The organism is Rhizobium jaguaris (assembly GCF_003627755.1).
Taxonomy (GTDB): Bacteria; Pseudomonadota; Alphaproteobacteria; order Rhizobiales; family Rhizobiaceae; genus Rhizobium; species Rhizobium jaguaris.
This window is the reverse complement of the sequence record NZ_CP032694.1, coordinates 3,447,695-3,464,366: the sequence shown is the minus strand read 5'-3', so window position 1 is coordinate 3,464,366 and position 16,672 is coordinate 3,447,695. Positions and strand designations below refer to the sequence as shown.

Sequence of the window (16,672 nt, the reverse complement as noted above, 5' to 3'; positions counted from 1 at the left end):
GATGCCCAGTGATGCTGTGACTGGTGCTGCCACAGCCCAAATGCCGGACACCGCGGCGGCCGATTTCATCCATTCCCTTTTCAAGCCTGCCCATATTCTGGTCGCTATTTCCGGCGGCAGCGATTCCACCGGTCTTCTGGCCGCTCTTGCCGAACAGCTGAAATCCTTCCCGAATTCCGACATTGCCCTTTCTGCAGCGACCATAGACCACGGCCTGCGGGCAGAGTCCGCCGAGGAAGCGCGTGACGTTGCCGCTCTCTGTGCAACGCTTGGCGTGCCCCATATCGTCCGTCGCTGGGAGGGTGAGAAGCCGAAGAGCGGTATCATGGCTGCAGCTCGCGAGGCGCGTTACGGGCTGCTCGCCGATGTTGCGGCCGAAATCTCTGCCAATGTTGTCGTTACAGCTCATACGCTCGATGACCAGTGCGAGACGCTGGCCATGCGCGCCGCACGTCTCATCAGTGAAGACGCGGTCGGAGCCGGCACGGGCATTGCCGACGCCATACTCTTTGATCGGCGCCTATGGATCGTCAGGCCGTTTCTCGCGTGCCGGCGAGCAGATATTCGTGCCTATCTCGCGCGGCTCGGCATGTCCTGGTTGGACGATCCGAGCAATGAGGATATCCGCTACGAGCGCGTACGTACACGAAAGCACTTGGCGCAGGAGGATATCGCGTCGCTCTCCGCGCCGGATGGAGGTGGTGCGGCTCGCGCGGCGCTCTCGGCGGAAGCCGCTGCCTGGCTGGACAGATATGTGACTGTCCATGCAGGTGTACTTTGCGCCGTCAGTCGGGATGCGCTGGCCGCCGATGAGGGCGTGCTCTCCTACGCGCTGTCTAATCTTGCAGCGGTATTCGGCGGTGAATCCTATCGGCCAGGCCGCGAGCGGATGCGCCGTATCCTGGATTTTGTTGGTGAGGACAAGCCGGGGCGGCGCACGACGGGCGGGGTCGTCTTCGATCTGCGTCGAGACGGGCTTTATCTCATGCGCGAAAGCCGCAACATCCAGCCGCTCGTGCTTGCGGCGGGGACCGACGGTGTATGGGATAGCCGCTTCCAGATCGTCAATCACGGTCCGGTCGCCATCCGCATCGAAGCATTGGGGGCGGGCGGTGCGGCGAAGTTTCAGGAGGGTTTGCCGAAAGGTGCCGTGCAGCGGGCACGGGCGGTTTTGCCGCGGGTGATCGCCTGCGATGACGGCAACGGCGCATCAGCCACGATTGCGCCTTATCTCGCACCTTTCGACCGCTTTTTGACACGATTCGATCTCACATTCGCGGATCGGTTGGCGGCTTGCTTTGGCCGTGAACCCTATATGCCGCCGCCGCTTTGAGACTTATTGACGGAAAAAGCGCGTGGCGATGCGGTTTGCCTTGGCAAGGGCTTGGCGCAACCCTATGTTAGGGATCAAGTAATGCCGCCGTTTGACGGCGGAAGTTTCAGTGCTGGGGAGTTCGATGAACCCTAATTTTCGTAATTTCGCTCTGTGGGCAATCATAGCTTTGTTATTGATTGCTCTGTTCAGCATGTTCCAGAACGCGCCGGCACAAACAGGCTCCAGAGAAATTCCTTATTCGCAATTCCTCCGTGAAGTTGACTCCGGCCGCGTCCGTGACGTCACCGTCACCGGCAATCGCGTGGTCGGCAGCTATGTCGAAAATGGAACACCTTTCCAGACCTATGCTCCGGTCGTGGACGACAGCCTGCTTGAACGCCTGCAAAGCAAAAACGTCAACATTGTCGGCCGCCCGGAATCGGATGGGTCTTCGAGCTTCTTGAGCTATCTCGGCACGCTGCTGCCGATGCTCCTGATCCTCGGTGTCTGGCTGTTCTTCATGCGCCAGATGCAAGGGGGCTCGCGCGGTGCGATGGGCTTCGGCAAGTCCAAAGCCAAGCTTTTGACCGAGGCGCATGGCCGTGTCACCTTCGATGATGTCGCCGGTGTCGACGAAGCTAAGCAGGATCTGGAAGAAATCGTTGAATTCCTGCGTGATCCGCAGAAGTTTCAGCGTCTCGGCGGCCGTATCCCACGTGGCGTTCTGCTCGTCGGTCCTCCGGGCACCGGTAAGACGCTTCTGGCGCGTGCCATTGCCGGCGAAGCCAATGTGCCGTTCTTCACCATTTCCGGTTCCGACTTCGTTGAAATGTTCGTCGGTGTCGGCGCCAGCCGCGTTCGCGACATGTTCGAACAAGCCAAGAAGAATGCGCCTTGCATTATCTTCATCGACGAAATCGACGCCGTCGGCCGCCATCGTGGTGCCGGTCTCGGCGGCGGTAACGATGAACGCGAGCAGACGCTGAACCAGCTGCTGGTCGAAATGGACGGTTTCGAAGCCAATGAGGGCATCATCCTCATCGCGGCCACCAACCGCCCTGACGTTCTCGACCCGGCGCTGCTGCGTCCCGGTCGCTTCGACCGCCAGGTCGTCGTGCCGAACCCGGATATCGTCGGCCGCGAGCGCATCCTCAAGGTGCATGCCCGCAACGTTCCGCTGGCTCCGAATGTCGACCTGAAGACGCTTGCCCGCGGTACGCCGGGGTTCTCCGGCGCGGACCTGATGAACCTCGTCAACGAAGCTGCGCTGATGGCTGCCCGCCGCAACAAGCGCCTGGTCACCATGCAGGAGTTCGAGGACGCCAAGGACAAGATCATGATGGGCGCCGAGCGCCGCTCTTCGGCAATGACCGAAGCGGAAAAGAAGCTCACGGCCTATCACGAAGCCGGTCACGCCATCACGGCGCTCAATGTCGCCGTCGCCGATCCGTTGCATAAGGCGACCATCATTCCGCGCGGCCGCGCGCTCGGTATGGTCATGCAGCTTCCCGAGGGCGACCGCTACTCGATGAGCTATAAGTGGATGGTGTCGCGCCTCTGCATCATGATGGGCGGCCGTGTCGCGGAAGAGCTGACCTTCGGCAAGGAGAACATCACCTCCGGCGCGTCCTCGGATATCGAGCAGGCGACCAAGCTTGCCCGCGCCATGGTCACACAATGGGGCTTCTCCGATGAACTCGGTCAGGTCGCTTATGGTGAAAACCAGCAGGAGGTCTTCCTCGGTCACTCTGTCTCGCAGTCGAAGAACGTCTCGGAAGCCACCGCGCAGAAGATCGACAATGAAGTCCGCCGTCTGATCGACCAGGCTTACAAACAGGCCATGGACATCATCACCACCAAGCACGACGAGTTCGTAGCACTGGCCGAAGGCCTGCTCGAATACGAAACGCTGACCGGCGAAGAGATCAAGGCGCTGATTCGCGGCGAAAAGCCCGCCCGCGATCTCGGCGACGATACGCCTCCGAGCCGTGGCTCGGCAGTGCCGAAGACCGGCGCCAAGAAGGATGGCTCGCTCGGTACCAAGGGTGACGAGCCCGAAGGCGGTTTTGAACCGCAGCCGCGTTGACGGGCGGAGCCGATTGACCATGTAAATGAAGAGGCCGGTTCTCCTTTTGAGCAGGGAACTGGCCTTTTTCTTTATGGTTGAGGGTAACGAACGGAGGCCGGTCTCGTCGCCGGCGTTAGCCTACTGACGATCGGATATCTCTATGCATGAAACATCCGTGATTCTCAGCTCAACAATTACCTGCCCGATCTGCCGCTTCAAGGCGACGGAAACGATGCCATCAGATGCCTGCCAGTATTTCTATGAATGCAAGGGCTGCGGTGCCATCCTTCGGCCGAAGGTCGGCGATTGTTGTGTGTTCTGCTCATACGGAACCGTTCCTTGTCCGCCGATCCAGGCTCAGAGCGGGCGAGGCCGTTGCTGTTAATCGGAACGAGCGCAAGTAAGGATGTGAGGATGGTCAGAGTTTCCAATTGCCGCCGTACCAACGGCGACCGCATTTACGTCGATAGACTAGGAGGCTGGTCCCGTTTCATTGGGGGATCGGCCTTTTTTAGTGCTTATTAACGGTAACGCGTTGTAATACGCTTTCTTGGTAATTTAAGTGCCGAGATTTGCAATCTATGGCATGAGCCTCAAGCATCGATGTTCGCGCAGCCCATGATTCAGGGGAGGTGAACGGGATGCCGCAGTCCCTCAGAGGGACGCCGCAATCACGGGAGTGCATATGAAACGTCGCTATTTCGGAACGGACGGAATCCGCGGTCAATCCAATATCTATCCGATGACGCCGGATCTCGCCATGCGAGTGGGCATCGCCGCGGGTACGATCTTTCACCGAGGTAGTCATCGCCATCGAGTGGTCATCGGCAAGGATACGCGTCTCTCCGGCTATATGCTGGAAAACGCCATGGTAGCGGGCTTCACCGCCGCCGGCGTCGATGCGTTCGTTCTAGGCCCTATCCCGACGCCTGCTGTCGCCATGCTGACACGGTCGCTCCGCGCCGATATCGGCGTTATGATCTCCGCTTCGCACAATCCTTACGAAGATAACGGCATCAAGCTTTTCGGCCCCGACGGCTACAAGCTGTCCGATGACCTCGAAACGAAGATCGAGGATCTGCTGGAAAAGGACATGACGGCGCATCTCGCCAAGTCCGAGAACATCGGCCGCGCCAAGCGCGTCGACGGCGTACATGACCGCTATATCGAACATGCCAAGCGTACCTTGCCGCGCGATGTGACGTTGCAGGGCCTACGCATCGCCATCGACTGCGCCAATGGTGCCGCTTATAAGGTCGCGCCCGCCGTGCTTTGGGAACTCGGCGCCGATGTCGTCACCATCGGCAACGAGCCGAACGGCACCAACATCAATCTCAATTGCGGCTCCACCAGCCCGGTCGCTCTACAGAAGAAGGTCGACGAAGTGCGTGCCGATATCGGTATTGCGCTCGACGGTGACGCCGATCGCGTCATCATCGTCGACGAAACCGGCACGATCGTCGATGGCGACCAACTGATGGCCGTCATTGCCGAGAGCTGGGCCGAGAGCCAGTTGCTGCGTGGCAATGGCATCGTCGCCACCGTCATGTCCAATCTCGGTCTGGAACGCTTCCTAGAAGACAAGGGCATGGCACTTGCCCGCACTGCGGTTGGCGACCGTTATGTCGTGGAGCATATGCGCCAGCACAATTACAATGTCGGCGGGGAGCAGTCCGGTCATATCGTGCTCTCCGACTATGGCACGACGGGAGACGGTCTCGTGGCCGCACTGCAGATCCTGGCTGCGGTCAAGCGCACGGGTAAGCCCGTCAGCGAAGTCTGCCGCCGTTTCGAACCGGTGCCGCAGCTCCTGCGCAATGTCCGCATTTCCGGCGGCAAGCCGCTGGAGGACATTCAAGTGCGCAAGGCGATCGCCGATGCCGAAAACGAGCTGGCCCGCAGCGGCCGCCTGGTCATCCGCCCTTCCGGCACCGAGCCGCTGATCCGCGTCATGGCGGAAGGCGACGATCGCGGCCAGATCGAACGCATCGTCGGCGGCCTGATCGATGTGATCTCAAACGTCCGCAACGCTGCCTGATCAGGGCTTCCGGCCGTCAAGATATTGATACTTGATCGGTGGCCGCCTCATTGAGGTGGCCACATCGCATTGTGGCGTTGTGTGAAGATCACTGAAACATTTCGCCAGGATAGGCGCCCCAGAGCAAGTTCTGCCTGATATAGCCGCTTGTGGAATGCTTCTGTACCGAGACGCTGCACCAGGCACCGGTGCAGGAGCGTAGCGACAGCAGAACGCCGGGTTGCAGCTCGGCGATGAGTGCGGCCGTTGTTTCCGGGCTTCTGCGCAGCATTGCATTTGTCTTCAACCACGGCCCGACAACGGCCGTTCGCAGCCCCGAAAGAAGTGCGCTGTGCATCCAACCGGTGGTGCCGACATCATCGCGGACTTGTCGCCAATGGCCGTATTCATCGATGATCTCCAGCGGCAGGCCGGGTTTCATATAGATCCATTTGGTGGGATAGATCGTTGATGGCCCGGCGCGCATACGTGCCTTATGCGCTTTCAACGACACGTAACGAGGGATCGGCAGTCCAGTTTCCCGCCCCTTGTTCCAGCTCGTAGCCGCAACGGGCTCAATCGGAATGGGGCCAGCGAGCGCGGCGGTCGTCAGAAAGATAAGCGCGAGGCATAGGCCGGCACCCAGATTGCGAAAGCAAGTCAATGACTTCCTCCATATTTTACGCCCCGGCTGCGATAATGGTAACGACCTGATTATTGCCAATTGGTTTAAGAGCTGAGAACAGCTTGGCTTCGTGGGTTCTTCCGTCCCGGCAGCTCGAAGAGCCGAATTGGCCAAAACATTCTTCTTTCATAGTCCTAGTTTTATAAATTACTAATGTACAAAACAAGTATATCCGGCAACTAATCAGAGTAAATATTCGTAGTTAAGCGGGCTTTAACCATTACCATTCATTATCCATATCATGTCTTTCGATTGGCAGGCGTTTGTCGTGCCAATGGCAATAAATTTGGAGCCAAAGTCATGATGAAAACTTTGATTGGGGCCGCTGCAGCTTTGCTCGTCGGCACATCCGCTTTTTCAGCCGATCTCTATACGCCGCCACCGGCGGCACCTGAAGTGGTCAGCCAATCGAGCGGCTGGTATCTGCGCGGCGATGTTGGTTACGTATTCACCGACCTGCGCGGCGCCAACTACTTCCAGGGCTCCAACTCCAACATGCATGATTTCGATAGCGCCAACCTCGACGACACTTGGTCGCTCGGCGGCGGTGTCGGTTACCAGGTCAATAACTACCTGCGCACGGACGTGACGCTGGATTACCTCTTCTCGTCCGATTTCAAAGGCTCCACGAGCGGCGATTGCGGCGGCTGCGGCCCCGGTTTCACAGCGGTGCCTGCGACGTCGCACGACGTGGCCACGCTGACGGCCTACAGCTTGCTTGCCAACGCCTATGTCGATATCGGCACCTATGGCATCTTCACGCCTTATGTGGGCGGCGGTCTCGGCGGCACCTACGTCAAATGGGACAAGCTGAAGAACACCTCCTGCTCTAACGCCGATTCGAGCTCCTGTGACGAGACCGTCACGCATAACGGCCGCGGCAGCTGGCGCTTCACCTACGCGCTGATGGCTGGTACTTCGATCGACCTGTCGTGCAATCTCAAGGCCGATGTCGGTTATCGCTACCGCCATATCGAAGGCGGCGATATGTTCGGCTATGCGGAAAACGGCGGTCCCGGCTACGACAAGGGCCTCAACCTGCACGAAGCCCGCATCGGCGCACGCTACACCTTCGGCGGCTGCCAGACCGCCAGCTACATGCCGCCGGCCGAGATCCCGCCCCAACCGGCGGTCTACAAGTAAAACATCCTAACGTCCAAGCCGTTGAAAAGCCGCCCGGTTCGTCCGGGTGGTTTTTTCTTTTTTCTGCTGCCGTTAAGCAATTCAGCCACGTTTTAAACCTTCATTAACCATGAATTCCCTATGGTTAATGAAATGACAATGGCTGCGGCCCGGCCTCGGTCTCTCCTCTTGGGAAGCCCGGGCGGTGGATGCGACAAGGGCTGGCCAGCTTGGAATGCGGGCACCTGCCCGAGGTTGGAAGGCGAGGGGTAATGATCCGTTTCGACGCTTTGGCGCTGGCCGCGGTGATGGCGAGTGCGTTTGCGGGCACTGCTTTTGCAGCCGATCTGCCGCCAGAAATCAAGATGCCCGAAGTCAGCGTCAAGAATGCCCAAGGCTGGTACGTGCGCGGCGATGTCGGCTATGCGATCAACGCCAGCCACGATGATACGACCTTTCGCAACTACGATCCCGCCAGCGGAGATTACGGCTCCGGGCGTTTCGATTCCGATCGCTTCAGCGGCGATTTTTCGGGTGGCCTCGGTGTCGGCTATCAGTTCAACGACCTGTTCCGCGCCGATCTCACCGGCGACTATTTCAGCGGGGATTTCGATGGTCGCATGGCGGGCGCTTCGCCTTGCTCCGGCGGAGCAGGCGGTACGGGTTGCTCCACCAAGGTGCGCTCTTCTTTCAAAGCCGGCAGTCTGATGGTGAATGGCTATGTCGATCTCGGCACGCTGGCGGGCTTCACGCCCTATGTCGGTGCCGGCATCGGTGCAACCAGGGTCTCCTGGAATAGCGTCAATGCCATCGGTTCCTGCGTCGACGGCACCTCCGGTTGCGGCGGTGCTGCTTCGGTCAGTACGCGTTATCCCGGCGATAGCGACTGGCGCATGACTTATGCATTGATGGCCGGCGTCGCCTATGAGGTGGCGCCGAACGTGAAGCTGGATCTCGGCTATCGCTTCTCGCATATCGCCGGGGGCGACATGTTCGGCTATTCCGCTGCGGATACGGCGGCCGGCGCCGGTGGCACGATGGGCCGCGACGGCGCACTGTCGCGACACGAGATCCGTATCGGTTTGCGAATCACCACCTGGTAGGATCGCTAGCTACGGCGTCGTCAGCACGTAGGCGATGCGGCGGAAGAAATCCAAGGTGCGGAAGAGATGCGCGGGAAGGCGCCGCCAAGCGGCTGACTTCGCGGCGCGGTAGTCGCGGCGCCAGCCAATCATCGTCGTCTTCTGCAGCGGGCTGAAGCCAACGATGTTGGCGCGTGTGGTAAAGATGGATGTGCGCATATCCCAGCCGCGTTCGACGGCAACATCCCAGGGCAGGGACATGATCGCGAGCGACTTGACGATCTTTTCAGCACCGCTGCGTGTCACGAGATAACAAGCGGTCGAGCCCTGCGGGCCGAAGAGGCAACGGCCAATCACATCTCCCGTGCGGCTGCGGGCTGCCGGGCGGAAGCCGCCCCAGCGATGATTGACAAACTTGATGACCTCTGCGTTCGGAGCAGCTTCCTTTGCCGCCATGGCGCGATCCAGAAAATCGCCGTCCAGTGCTACGTCGTCTTCGATGATGACAGCCGAATCGCCGCCGTCAGCCAGAAATTGACGTAGCGCCATCAGATGGCTGCGATAGCAACCATATTCACCGGGCAGGATAACCCTGCCGTGCCGGCGCCGGAAGCGATCGTGATCGACGTCGATCCATTGCGCCGGCGGCAAAAGAGCGCCGTCGACACCCTCGACCCGCTCGATTCTTATGCCGAATTGATCGCTCTGCCGCTGAATTTCCGCCAATCGGTCCGTCGCTCGATCAATGTTGATGAGATAGACGGGCAGAGGCTGCACCGGCATGCTGGGACTTTTGGAAAGTGCGGCTTGGTACATAAAAGACATTTGTTCTTTATTTGTCGGCGCCGATCCATTCAACGCCCATAACATATGGTGGGTGTCGGCGAAGATGCCAGCTTTTGTGTGGCTAACGTAGCGTAATTATGCTGTGCGAAGCTTATCCACTGGCGTCATTGCTGCACGAATTCGTGAGGCGCTGTCCATCCGCTCGTTTTACCTATTGCGCTGATGGGCGGCTTCCAATATATCCGGCGGCGGGACACTCCTCCCCAACGAGGAGCTTTCTATCTGAGAGGATAGCATCATGACTAAGCTCGCCAAGCCGGACATTCGTCCGCAAAATACCCATTTTTCTTCTGGCCCCTGCTCGAAGCGCCCCGGTTGGACGCTCGATGCTCTTTCCGACGCGGCTCTTGGCCGTTCGCACCGAGCGAAAGTCGGCAAGGCCAAGCTGAAGCAGGCCATCGATCTCACCCGCGAAGTTCTTGAAGTGCCGGCGAACTACCGCATCGGCATCGTTCCGGCTTCCGACACCGGCGCCGTCGAAATGGCGCTCTGGTCGCTGCTCGGTGAGCGCGGCGTCGACATGCTCGCTTGGGAAAGCTTCGGTGCCGGCTGGGTTACCGACGTCGTCAAGCAGTTGAAGCTCAAGGACGTCCGCAAGCTTGAAGCCGGTTACGGCGAGCTGCCTGATCTTTCCGCTGTCGATTTTGACCGCGACGTGGTCTTCACCTGGAACGGCACGACCTCCGGTGTCCGCGTTCCGAACGCTGATTTCATTCCGGCTGACCGCAAGGGCCTGACGATCTGCGACGCCACCTCGGCCGCTTTCGCGCAGAACCTCGATTTTGCTAAGCTCGATGTCGTCACCTTCTCCTGGCAGAAGGTCCTGGGCGGCGAGGGCGCACACGGCGTCATCATCCTTTCGCCGCGCGCCGTCGAGCGGCTCACGACTTACCAGCCGGCCTGGCCGCTGCCAAAGATCTTCCGCATGACCAGCGGCGGCAAGCTGATCGAAGGCATCTTCACCGGCGAGACCATCAATACGCCGTCGATGCTTTGCGTCGAAGACTATATCGATGCTCTCCTCTGGGCCAAAGACCTCGGCGGCCTGAAGGCGCTGATTGGCCGCGCCGATGCCAATGCCAAGGTCGTTCACGACTTCGTTGCCGCCAATGACTGGATCGCCAATTTGGCCGTCAAGACTCAGACGGAATCCAACACCTCCGTCTGCCTGAAGATCGTCGACAAGGATGTCGTTGCTCTCGATGCCGATGGCCAGGCGAATTTCGCCAAGGGTCTGGTCGCACTGCTCGAAAAGGAAGGCGTCGCCTATGACGTCGGCCATTACCGCGACGCGCCTTCGGGCCTGCGCATCTGGGCCGGTGCGACGATCGAAACCGCCGACATGCAGAAACTGATGCCCTGGCTCTCCTGGGCTTTCGAAACGCAGAAGGCGACGCTCTCCCAGGCTGCTGCCTGAGATCATAGCGTCTACAGGCTCCGCCAAGAGGGCGGAGCCCAGCATGCGCAATTTCTCTTTATTTTCACGCAATTCCGGGCGGAAAACCGTTTCGCACTTTCCTGGAATTGCTTGTCGTCGCTGACTCATTTCTCAGGAGGCCTCAATGGCACCTCGCGTTCTCGTATCCGACGAACTGTCGGAAACCGCCGTCCAGATCTTTCGCGATCGCGGCGTCGAAGTCGATTTCCAGCCGCAGCTCGGCAAGGATAAAGACAAGCTGCTCGAAATCATCGGCAATTATGACGGCCTCGCCATCCGTTCCGCCACCAAGGTGACGGAAAAGATCATCGAAGCGGCGAAGAATCTGAAGGTCGTCGGCCGCGCCGGCATCGGCGTCGACAATGTCGATATCCCGGCCGCTTCGCGCCGCGGTATCATCGTCATGAATACGCCCTTCGGCAATTCGATCACGACCGCCGAACACGCTATCGCGCTGATGTTCGCTGTTGCTCGCCAGCTTCCGTCGGCCGACGCCTCGACCCAGGCCGGCAAGTGGGAAAAGTCGAAGTTCATGGGTGTCGAAATCACCGGCAAGGCGCTTGGTGTCATCGGTGCCGGCAACATTGGTTCCATCGTCATTGCCCGCGCCATCGGCCTGAAGATGCATGTCGTTGCCTATGACCCATTCCTGTCCAAGGAACGCGCCGAGGAAATGGGCGTTGTCAAGGTCGAGCTCGACGAGCTTCTCGCTCGCGCCGATTTCATCACGCTGCACGTGCCGCTCACCGACAAGACCCGCAACATCATTGACGCCGACGCGCTCGCCAAGACCAAGCCGGGCGTGCGCATCATCAACTGCGCCCGCGGCGGCCTGGTGGATGAGGCTGCCCTCGCCGCCGCCATTAAGTCCGGCCATGTCGCCGGCGCTGCTTTCGACGTGTTCGAAGTCGAGCCTGCCAAGGAAAGCCCGCTTTTCGGCCTGCCGAACGTCGTCTGCACGCCGCATCTCGGCGCATCGACTACGGAAGCGCAGGAGAATGTCGCCCTGCAGGTGGCCGAACAGATGTCGGACTATCTCGTCAAGGGCGCGGTTTCCAACGCCATCAACATGCCCTCGATCACCGCCGAGGAAGCGCCGATCCTGAAGCCGTTCATCAAGCTCGCCGACGTCCTCGGCGCCTTCGTCGGCCAGGTCACGGAAGATCCGATCAAGGAAATCGAGATCCTCTACGACGGCGTTACCGCCGGCATGAACACCAAGGCGCTGACGAGCGCTCTATTGGCCGGCCTCATCCGCACTCAGGTTGCCGATGTCAACATGGTTTCGGCGCCGATCATGATCAAGGAAAAGGGCATCGTGCTTGCCGAAGTCAAGCGCGACAAGACCGGCGTCTATGACGGCTACATCAAGCTGACGGTCACCACCGACAGCATGACGCGCTCGATTGCCGGCACTGTCTTCTCCGATGGCAAGCCACGCTTCATTCAGATCAAGGGCATCAATCTCGACGCCGATGTCGGCAGCCACATGGTCTATATCGCCAATACGGACGTTCCCGGCATGATCGGCTTCATCGGCACGACGCTGGGTGCTGCCAATGTCAACATTGCCAACTTCCAGCTCGGCCGTGACAAACAGGGCGGCGATGCCATCGCGCTGCTTTACGTCGACGGCCCGATCAACGACGAGGTTCTGGCCAAGCTGACCGCCAACCAGGCGATCCGCCAGGCAAAGCCGCTGGTATTCAACGTCGACTAAACTTGCTCCTCCCAAGAGCGACACGTAGCCCGGTGCAGGAAACTGCGCCGGGCTTTTCGTTATATGCAGTCCCTTCGCCGAAACCTGCTCTGCCGTTGGAATGCACCTCCTAACGGGCTGTGGATAAGTCCGTTCATCGGGCTATCGGCTCCCCTTCAAACATGCCTATCTCTTTGTCATGGGGGCCTCGCAAGAAAATGGTCGGCGAGTGATGGGCAAGCCCGTGGCGGCTTGGCTTACGAAACCGGTTGCGGCGGCGATCGTGCTCTTTGCGCGTGCCATCACCGCCGTGAGAGCGATCTGGGCGGAGAGCGGCGTACCCTCCGAACGGTGCGTCTATTTCGCCAATCACTCCAGCAATGGCGATTTCATCCTTATCTGGGCGGTGCTTCCACCGCGGCTCCGACAGAGGACGCGTCCAGTCGCGGGCGCCGACTATTGGCTGAAATCGAGGCTGAAGAGCTTCATCGGCCGCGACGTATTCAATGCCGTGCTCATCGAACGGGTCCGCGAGGCACGGACAGAAGATCCGGTGGAACAGATGGCCGCTGCCATCGATGCGGGCTGCTCCCTGATCCTGTTTCCCGAGGGCACACGGAACCTGACGGAAGCGCCTTTGCAACCGTTCAAGAGCGGGCTGTTTCATCTGGCGAAGATGCGCCCCGATATCGATCTTGTTCCCGTCTGGATCAACAATCTCAATCGCGTCATGCCCAAAGGCGAATTCGTACCCATTCCGCTGATCTGCACGGTGACCTTCGGCAACGCGCTGCGTATCGGCGCAGACGAAGAGAAGGCGGATTTTCTGGTGCGCGCGCAAGCGGCGCTGCTGGCGCTCTCTCCCAAACAAATGGGGAATAGCGAATGAGCGCAGCAAGCTCCGATCTCATCCACCTTATTCTCGGTATCCTCGGCGTGCTGCTCGTCGCTTCCGTTATCGGCTATGTGCTGCAGCGGCGCCTGTCGCCGGATGGCTCCAACGCGGCGATCGAAAACCTGAATGCCCGCATCAAGGCCTGGTGGGTAATGGTGATCCTGATCGGCATCGCCTTTCTGGCGGGCCGCGCCGGCGTCATCCTGCTCTTTGCCTTCTGCTCATTTGCGGCGCTGCGGGAATTCATCACACTGACCAACACCCGGCGCGCCGACCATTGGGCGCTGGCCGCCGCATTTTTCGTTGCGCTGCCGCTTCAATATTATCTGCTCTGGGCCGAACAGTACGGCATCTATTCGATCTTTATCCCGGTTTATGCGTTTTTGTTCATGCCGATCATCGCGGTCTTGCGCGGCGATACCGAGCGCTTCCTGATCCGCATCGCCGAGGTGCAATGGGCGCTGATGATTTGCGTCTTCTGTGCTTCGCATGTGCCGGCACTGCTGACCCTCCACATACCCGGCTACGAAGGGCGCAACGTCCTCTTGATCGCCTTCCTCGTCATCGTCGTGCAGCTCAGCGATGTCCTGCAATATGTCTGGGGCAAGCTCTTCGGCCGCCACAAGATTGCACCGAAACTGTCGCCGTCCAAAACGGTCGAAGGCTTTGTCGGTGGTGTTGCGAGCGCGACGCTGATCGGGGCGGCGCTCTGGTGGATCACCCCGTTCACGCCGCTGCAGGCGGGCCTGCTTGCTTTCGTGATTACCCTGATGGGCTTCTTCGGCGGGTTGGTGATGTCGGCGATCAAGAGGGATCGCGGGGTCAAGGACTGGGGGCATCTGATCGAAGGTCATGGAGGGCTAATCGATCGGCTGGATTCCGTCGTCTTCTCAGCGCCGATCTTTTTCCATCTCGTGCGCTACTGGTGGTCGCTGTCATGACCGCGTGGGGGAGGGCGCTTGCCGGCAGCAGTATCATGCACGTGCTTTTCGCCTTCCTCGCCATGGGCGGCTGGGCTGTCTTTGCCAACCGCATGCATCCGATGCCGCGTCCGGTGATCGCCGGTCTCGTTCAGGGCATTCTGTCGGCCTGCCTGACGCTGTTTCTCAAATCGGTGGTCGAAGCCCTGTCGAAACGCTTCAGCGGTTTCACGGCTCTCTGGGCGCCGCCACTGATCGCCTGTCTCGGCTCAACCGCCATATTGGTGACGATCCATGTGATCAGCGGCACGCCGGAGATATTGCGAACCATCGCGGTGCCGCTGCTGGTCTCTACCAGCTATGCGGCGATCTACAATTATTCGATTTCGGGCGGGAGGCGTTAGGTCCATGGCGGGGGGGGGAAAGGGCGACAGGCGGCCATTGGCTAGCCGCAACACGCGCTGGGCACAGGCGCTGGCGCGGTACATGACCGCATTGTCGGTGACACCGAACCGGATATCGCAGGCAAGCATGGTCATGGCGGCGCTGGCCGGCGGTTCCTTCTGGCTATCGGGGCAGGGCAGCGCTGGGCTGCGCGCCATATTCCTGATCCTTGCGGCACTGTTCTGCCAACTTCGCCTGCTCTGCAATCTGCTGGACGGAATGGTCGCGGTCGAGGGTGGCAAGGGCGAGGAGGATGGGCCGTTCTGGAATGAATTCCCCGATCGCGTTGCCGATATCCTGATCTTTGCCGGCGTCGGCTACGGCATCGCCGCACCCGGCCTTGGCTGGGCCGCGGCCGCCTTTGCCGTTCTGACCGCCTATGTCCGCGAGCTTGGCCGCGCCACCGGCAATCCCAGCGATTTCGGCGGGCCGATGGCCAAGCAGCACCGCATGGCAACGATGACCGCTGCCGCTCTGCTGTCGGTCGTCGAAGTCTTGTGGAGCGGCGGCTCGTGGGTGTTGACCGTCGCCCTCTGGATCGTTGCCGTCGGCGCAGCGGCGACGGCCTTTCGCCGGGCCCGCAATCTCATCCGGCTGCTCAAAGCCAGAGGTTGATCGGCAGTTTCATCTCATGACGAGCGGCTGTCGCAATGCCGCTGATTCGCCGCCCCTTGCGCCGGGCAGCAATCCTTTCTATATCCGTGATCCATCAAGGCCGGGCGGCTAAGTCGCCGCGCGCCAGCAGATGATAAAAATCCGCCGCTTTTGCATGGCAACCGGTGGACAGAAGACAGCACCTGATATCGACTGAGATTGGCGGCAAGACCGTGAACACACTGGATTTTGACAAGAGGCCGGAAGATACGCGCGTCGTCGTCGCCATGTCGGGCGGCGTCGACAGTTCCGTCGTGGCCGGCATTCTAAAGCGTCAGGGCTACGATGTGCTCGGGATCACGCTGCAGCTCTACGATCATGGCGCCGCCGTTCACCGCGCCGGCTCCTGCTGCGCCGGCCAGGATATCGACGATGCCCGTCGCGTCTGCGAGACGCTTGGCATTCCGCATTACGTGCTCGACTATGAAAAGCGTTTCCGCGAGACGGTGATCAATCCCTTCGCCGAAAGCTATGTTGCCGGCGAGACGCCGATCCCCTGTGTTGCCTGCAACCAGACCGTCAAGTTCGCCGATCTTCTGGCGACCGCCAAGGAGCTCGGTGCCGATGCGCTGGCGACCGGCCATTATATCCGTTCGCGCCCGAACCCATCCGCCGACCACCCCGGCCGCCGCGCGCTCTATCGCCCGGCTGATGCCGATCGCGACCAGAGCTATTTCCTCTTTGCCACCACGCAGGAACAGATCGACTATCTGCGCTTTCCGCTCGGCGGCATGCCGAAGTCGGAGACGCGAGCGCTTGCCGAGGAGATGGGCCTCGTCGTTGCGAAGAAGGCTGACAGCCAGGACATTTGTTTCGTGCCGCAGGGCAAATATTCCGACGTGATCGCTAAGCTGAAGCCGAATGCGGCACTTGCGGGCGAGATCGTCCATCTCGACGGCCGCGTGCTCGGTCATCACGAGGGCATCCTGCACTATACGATCGGCCAGCGCCGCGGTATCGGTATCGCGACCGGGGAGCCGCTATATGTCGTCTATCTCGACGCCCGCTCGCGCCGCGTCATTGTCGGCCCGAAAGAGGCGTTGGAGACGCATCGCGTCTATCTCCGGGATGTGAACTGGCTGGGCGACGAGCCGCTGGCCAAGGCGGCATCCGGCGAGGGCTTTGCCTGCTACGCCAAGGTCCGCTCGACCCGCGCGCCGGCCCCTGCCGTGCTGCATTTCGATGCGACCGGCATCTATGTCGACCTCGCGATCGGCGAGGCCGGTGTCGCCCCTGGCCAGGCCTGCGCGCTCTATTCCGCCCCCGGTGACGACGCCCGCGTCTACGGCGGCGGCTTCATAGAACGCTCCGAGCGCGAACCGATCGCGGAAGCCTCGCTGAAGGCATTGCTAGCCAGCCCCGTCGCCGCCTGACGACGCGCGGCGCGGGCAGGGGAAAGCGCTGATTTTTCCAAATCATCCGCTTGACACAAAGCCGAACCGCACCTTATAAGCCGCTCAACCGACGAGCCCATGTTCATCGAGCAG

Annotated in this window: 15 protein-coding genes; 13 read left to right on the top strand and 2 right to left on the bottom strand. The window is 60.4% G+C overall.

From position 1 onward, the window contains the following. The first annotated feature begins 1 nt into the window (after position 1). The 4 genes from tilS (at position 2) to glmM (ending at position 5,421) form a co-directional block, all read left to right on the top strand. The gene (tilS, locus tag CCGE525_RS16875) at positions 2-1,333 is read left to right on the top strand and encodes a tRNA lysidine(34) synthetase TilS (RefSeq protein ID WP_120705287.1); all 1,332 of its coding nucleotides are present in this window, start codon (positions 2-4) and stop codon (positions 1,331-1,333) included. A gap of 124 nt (positions 1,334-1,457) precedes the next feature. Beyond that, positions 1,458-3,401: an ATP-dependent zinc metalloprotease FtsH gene (gene ftsH, locus CCGE525_RS16870; RefSeq protein ID WP_120705286.1), complete on the top strand. Its 1,944-nt coding sequence runs from the start codon at positions 1,458-1,460 to the stop codon at positions 3,399-3,401. Positions 3,402-3,558: 157 nt separating this feature from the next. Next, positions 3,559-3,768 carry a GDCCVxC domain-containing (seleno)protein gene (locus tag CCGE525_RS38995; RefSeq protein WP_425375902.1) on the top strand — a complete coding sequence of 70 codons (210 nt, stop codon included), beginning with the start codon at positions 3,559-3,561 and terminating at the stop codon, positions 3,766-3,768. Between the two features lie 300 nt (positions 3,769-4,068). Continuing rightward, complete coding sequence (gene glmM, locus CCGE525_RS16860; protein WP_120705284.1) at positions 4,069-5,421, top strand: phosphoglucosamine mutase; 1,353 nt, start codon at positions 4,069-4,071, stop codon at positions 5,419-5,421. An 88-nt stretch (positions 5,422-5,509) separates the two neighbouring features. Here the strand turns inward: glmM and CCGE525_RS16855 are convergent, their stop codons facing one another. Then, entirely contained in the window at positions 5,510-6,064 is a 555-nt protein-coding gene (locus CCGE525_RS16855) for an SH3 domain-containing protein (RefSeq protein WP_120705283.1), read from the bottom strand. A 321-nt stretch (positions 6,065-6,385) separates the two neighbouring features. Here CCGE525_RS16855 and CCGE525_RS16850 point away from each other — a divergent pair, with 321 nt between their 5' ends. Both CCGE525_RS16850 and CCGE525_RS16845 read left to right on the top strand, forming a co-directional pair. Next, entirely contained in the window at positions 6,386-7,228 is an 843-nt protein-coding gene (locus CCGE525_RS16850) for an outer membrane protein (protein WP_120705282.1), read from the top strand. A gap of 251 nt (positions 7,229-7,479) precedes the next feature. Then, complete coding sequence (locus CCGE525_RS16845) at positions 7,480-8,310, top strand: outer membrane protein (RefSeq protein ID WP_120705281.1); 831 nt, start codon at positions 7,480-7,482, stop codon at positions 8,308-8,310. A 9-nt stretch (positions 8,311-8,319) separates the two neighbouring features. Here the strand turns inward: CCGE525_RS16845 and CCGE525_RS16840 are convergent, their stop codons facing one another. Next, entirely contained in the window at positions 8,320-9,072 is a 753-nt protein-coding gene (locus tag CCGE525_RS16840; protein WP_120706455.1) for a glycosyltransferase family 25 protein, read from the bottom strand. 301 nt (positions 9,073-9,373) lie between these two features. On the opposite strand from CCGE525_RS16840, the gene CCGE525_RS16835 reads away from it, so the two are divergent. The 7 genes from CCGE525_RS16835 (at position 9,374) to mnmA (ending at position 16,558) form a co-directional block, all read left to right on the top strand. Beyond that, a complete protein-coding gene (locus tag CCGE525_RS16835; RefSeq protein ID WP_120705280.1) occupies positions 9,374-10,552 on the top strand; it encodes a phosphoserine transaminase in 1,179 nt (392 codons plus the stop codon). Between the two features lie 145 nt (positions 10,553-10,697). Further along, positions 10,698-12,293, top strand: a complete 1,596-nt coding sequence (gene serA / locus CCGE525_RS16830) for a phosphoglycerate dehydrogenase (RefSeq protein WP_120705279.1) — start codon at positions 10,698-10,700, stop codon at positions 12,291-12,293. Positions 12,294-12,504: 211 nt separating this feature from the next. Next, positions 12,505-13,161: a lysophospholipid acyltransferase family protein gene (locus CCGE525_RS16825; protein ID WP_205587400.1), complete on the top strand. Its 657-nt coding sequence runs from the start codon at positions 12,505-12,507 to the stop codon at positions 13,159-13,161. Further along, positions 13,158-14,108: a phosphatidate cytidylyltransferase gene (locus CCGE525_RS16820; protein ID WP_120705278.1), complete on the top strand. Its 951-nt coding sequence runs from the start codon at positions 13,158-13,160 to the stop codon at positions 14,106-14,108. The genes CCGE525_RS16825 and CCGE525_RS16820 overlap by 4 nt, the downstream gene beginning before the upstream one ends. Continuing rightward, positions 14,105-14,491 carry a hypothetical protein gene (locus tag CCGE525_RS16815; RefSeq protein WP_120706453.1) on the top strand — a complete coding sequence of 129 codons (387 nt, stop codon included), beginning with the start codon at positions 14,105-14,107 and terminating at the stop codon, positions 14,489-14,491. The genes CCGE525_RS16820 and CCGE525_RS16815 overlap by 4 nt, the downstream gene beginning before the upstream one ends. 4 nt (positions 14,492-14,495) lie before the next feature. Then, positions 14,496-15,146: a CDP-alcohol phosphatidyltransferase family protein gene (locus tag CCGE525_RS16810; RefSeq protein ID WP_120705277.1), complete on the top strand. Its 651-nt coding sequence runs from the start codon at positions 14,496-14,498 to the stop codon at positions 15,144-15,146. A gap of 212 nt (positions 15,147-15,358) precedes the next feature. After that, a complete protein-coding gene (gene mnmA, locus CCGE525_RS16805) occupies positions 15,359-16,558 on the top strand; it encodes a tRNA 2-thiouridine(34) synthase MnmA (protein WP_120706452.1) in 1,200 nt (399 codons plus the stop codon). Positions 16,559-16,672: the final 114 nt, after the last annotated feature.